This window comes from Dysgonomonas sp. Marseille-P4677 (assembly GCF_016652235.1).
GTDB lineage: Bacteria > Bacteroidota > Bacteroidia > Bacteroidales > Dysgonomonadaceae > Dysgonomonas.
The window spans coordinates 1-2,988 of sequence record NZ_JAEPKU010000229.1; the positions used below are offsets into that span (position 1 = coordinate 1).

A 2,988-nucleotide genomic window follows, 5' to 3' on the forward strand; every position below is an offset into this window, starting at 1 on the left:
CTGTAATTGATGTACGTATTTTAATTCTTTAAATAACATTGATATAAACCAACCATTATCCCCGCAATACCAACAAAACCACCATTCAGGTATATTATTCTTTACAGGTTTTTTATCAATCCATGTATGACCGTATGATGGAGACAAGTGTAATTTATGTTCGCAAACAGACGTATCTAACCATCCAGACCAATAATTATTTTCTATCTGTCTTTCACTTGGAGGTACACATCTAAATTCAAATGGTTTAAAATTACCAGACTCTATACGTCTAAACTTCAATATATTTTCTTCCGTAAGTATTATTGATTCTTTTATTATCTCATCTAAATCAACGCCACTAGAAAATAATGCAAAATGCGGAAAACTCCATTGAAACGGTTTATCATCATACCCTATAAACCAATTCCCTATTTTTATATCATCTATACTCATCTTACCTATCTTTTAAATATTCCTTTAATACTTCTATTCCTTGTGAAGCTGAACGGCAAACTACATACTTGTAACTTTCTGCTTCAACTTGTTTTTGAAACTCTATTTGATCGGCTGTCTGCTTTCCATCTTCTGTTTTGAACTCTATGTACAATCCGTGATACTTACTATTTGCTTTTGAGAGAAAGACATCTGCAACTCCTTTTTTGATTCCCGACTTCTTTACGAATTTAGGATTGCGCTTGCCTTCGTTGGGGATATGAAACAGTGTCTTATCTAAGTCATACGGCAACATTGCAGCAACGGTAAAGAAAGCAGCTTGAATGTTTGCTTCTTCGAAAGAGATATTACGTTTTTGCTTGCTATTGTTTATCTCCTTTAGTTTTTCGTATTCGGATATGGTGAGAGCCATTATATTTAATCTTCTAATTCGTATTCTTTAATCTCCAATGCTGATGGGAGAACCCAAAGGATTTCTTTTTTACCTTGCCATATATGCAAAATAGGTTCTCCTAGATCTTTATGTATTGTCGGCTTCCATGTGTAAAGACAACCATCTTTACTTAAAGTGTTATTCTCAGAAATAAAAAGACCTGTGGGTTTATGTTTAATTCTATAAACTATCATACCGCTAACCCCATTTGACTTGTTAAACTTTTATTATTCTTTCCGTAAAGAAGGTTCTTTGCAATCGGATGCAATCTTCTTTCGTCAATCTGATGCCTGTAAATAAACCTCTTTACACGTTCTATGATTTCAGCTTTCGTAAGCCTTGCGGAAACTTCTATTTGCAATGTATCTGTTATCCTGATTGCTTTTTGCTTTCCAAGTTTTGATTTATATTCTTCAAGTAATTTGGCTGCTTTAGATACCGATTCAAAATGCTCAATCGTATTTACTACATCCTGTAATTTTTCGCTTTCTGGTTTTGGTTTTGATCTTGCCATGATATTTGGGGTTATTGTTGTGATTAAAATAATACTCCTTGTTTGATAGAATTGCATTCTTGTATTTCTAAAACCTTATCAAGTATTGCTTTACCTATAAGAGGATCAACACAGTTACGAAGGAGCTTTTCTTTGTTTGGAAAATCGTAATTTGATAAATCAAATCCAAGAAGTTTTTTTGAACTTTTTATTTTATTTCCTCCATTATTTCCACATATATCTCTTATTTTTATTCTGTTTTGCAGATTTGGAATATTAAAGTTTGCCCAATAATAATGACGTCCAGAAACTTGCGGTTGTATAAGTGGATCGTAATAGCTTTTCACATTCTCAATACAATACTTACCTTTAAAGAATGTCTTAAGTAAAATAATCTCTTGGTAAAGAATCATATCTGGGTATCTGACATATCCTTTAGCATTTAATCCATAATTCAAAATAGAATGCGTAGGGCATGGAGGTGAAGCCCAAATAAAGCCATCTTCAAATTCTTTGTAATGCTCCAAAAGATATTGATGTGCATCACCAATAATAACCGTGTCATTAGGAAATAGGTCTTGATAAATAGCAGCTATCTTCTCATCAAGCTCAACGGCTGTTATCTCGTGTTCATCTTCCCATAGCTTACGATTACCGCCTATTCCTGCGTAACAATTCAGTATCTTCATTTCCTTAAACTTTGTCCTTTAAATTCGATTCGTTTTGTTGTAGATACGATACGGTCATAAATTCGTTCTCCGTATTTCGCTATATTTTCTTTGTTGAGATTCGTTGTAATAATCACTAGCTTTCCGTATTTCTCTGCTGCGTCCATTATTTCGGAAAATGCAAGCCGTTTATTGCCGTAGCTTACTGATACTTCTTCCGTACCTATATCGTCAAGGGCTATAATGTGCTTTTTTAGAACTTCGTCAATGCTTCGGTTCATTTCCTGCACATCGTAAACAGCAACAACTTTTCGAGTGTACTTCAATAGTATAGCAGGAATAATATATCTTGCGAGTAGGCTTTTGCCACGTCCGCAATCACCATGAAGAAAAAGCCCCCTTCCGTTATTGTTTTCCAGCCATTTAGCGATCTCTTTGTATTCTGGCTGCCATGCAAACTCTACATTCTGAAATGACAAGAAGTATTTAAAGCAGTTTTCAAGTATTTTTCTTGCGTCTGGTATCTGGATATTTACCTTTTGGGTCGGTATAGCCATACCGTGGGCTTTCATTTCGTCAAATACCGATTTGAATGTATCACCACCTTGTGTCATTTTCTATCTTTTCTTTAAGTTGTTGGTCGTTATTATAATTTGCTGCTGCGTGAGTAGGAATAAGGGCACGTCTTTCTGAACGTTTCTTTTGAGATTGTTCTTTTTCTTTTTCTGAATTAAGCCAATTTGAAAAATGAAATTTAGCATCCACAAGGTCTTTTGTTTCTTCGCCCCTTTTTTCAAGCTCTACAAAAAAAGATTTTATATAATCCGTCAAATCGCTGTAAAGGGTTTTAGTATTCATGCAAAGTCTTTCGATGTAGGTTTGATCTGAAAGCATTTTTTCTAATACTTCATAAAGAGACTTTTTCAAAATTTTTTCTTCGCCCTTTATATATATAATAT

6 protein-coding genes and 1 pseudogene are annotated in these 2,988 nt (G+C 34.1%); all 7 read right to left on the bottom strand.

Features of this window, described 5'->3' with window-relative positions:
• On the bottom strand, window positions 1-435 hold a 435-nt coding region (locus JGH11_RS19555), incomplete at its 3' end, for a hypothetical protein (protein ID WP_201114576.1).
• Window position 436: 1 nt separating this feature from the next.
• Window positions 437-847 (bottom strand): VRR-NUC domain-containing protein, encoded by a 411-nt coding sequence (locus tag JGH11_RS19560; RefSeq protein ID WP_201114577.1) that lies wholly within the window; start codon window positions 845-847, stop codon window positions 437-439.
• Window positions 848-852: 5 nt separating this feature from the next.
• Window positions 853-1,062 (bottom strand): hypothetical protein, encoded by a 210-nt coding sequence (locus tag JGH11_RS19565; protein ID WP_201114578.1) that lies wholly within the window; start codon window positions 1,060-1,062, stop codon window positions 853-855.
• Window positions 1,059-1,382, bottom strand: coding sequence for a hypothetical protein (locus JGH11_RS19570; protein WP_201114580.1), 324 nt, complete (start codon window positions 1,380-1,382; stop codon window positions 1,059-1,061). The genes JGH11_RS19565 and JGH11_RS19570 overlap by 4 nt, the downstream gene beginning before the upstream one ends.
• 23 nt (window positions 1,383-1,405) lie before the next feature.
• Window positions 1,406-2,050, bottom strand: coding sequence for a DNA cytosine methyltransferase (locus JGH11_RS19575; RefSeq protein ID WP_201114582.1), 645 nt, complete (start codon window positions 2,048-2,050; stop codon window positions 1,406-1,408).
• Window positions 2,047-2,643 (bottom strand): hypothetical protein, encoded by a 597-nt coding sequence (locus JGH11_RS19580; RefSeq protein ID WP_236264240.1) that lies wholly within the window; start codon window positions 2,641-2,643, stop codon window positions 2,047-2,049. Before JGH11_RS19580 ends, JGH11_RS19575 begins: the two co-directional genes overlap by 4 nt.
• Window positions 2,627-2,988 (bottom strand): annotated as a pseudogene (locus tag JGH11_RS19585) (hypothetical protein); the annotation flags it as partial. The gene JGH11_RS19580 and the pseudogene JGH11_RS19585, both read right to left, overlap by 17 nt.

Coding starts and splice junctions, on each gene's coding strand:
- JGH11_RS19560 (WP_201114577.1), bottom strand. CDS start 847: ATGGCTCTCACCATATCCGAATACGAAAAACTAAAGGAGATAAACAAT.
- JGH11_RS19570 (WP_201114580.1), bottom strand. CDS start 1,382: ATGGCAAGATCAAAACCAAAACCAGAAAGCGAAAAATTACAGGATGTA.
- JGH11_RS19580 (WP_236264240.1), bottom strand. CDS start 2,643: ATGACACAAGGTGGTGATACATTCAAATCGGTATTTGACGAAATGAAA.
- JGH11_RS19565 (WP_201114578.1), bottom strand. CDS start 1,062: ATGATAGTTTATAGAATTAAACATAAACCCACAGGTCTTTTTATTTCT.
- JGH11_RS19575 (WP_201114582.1), bottom strand. CDS start 2,050: ATGAAGATACTGAATTGTTACGCAGGAATAGGCGGTAATCGTAAGCTA.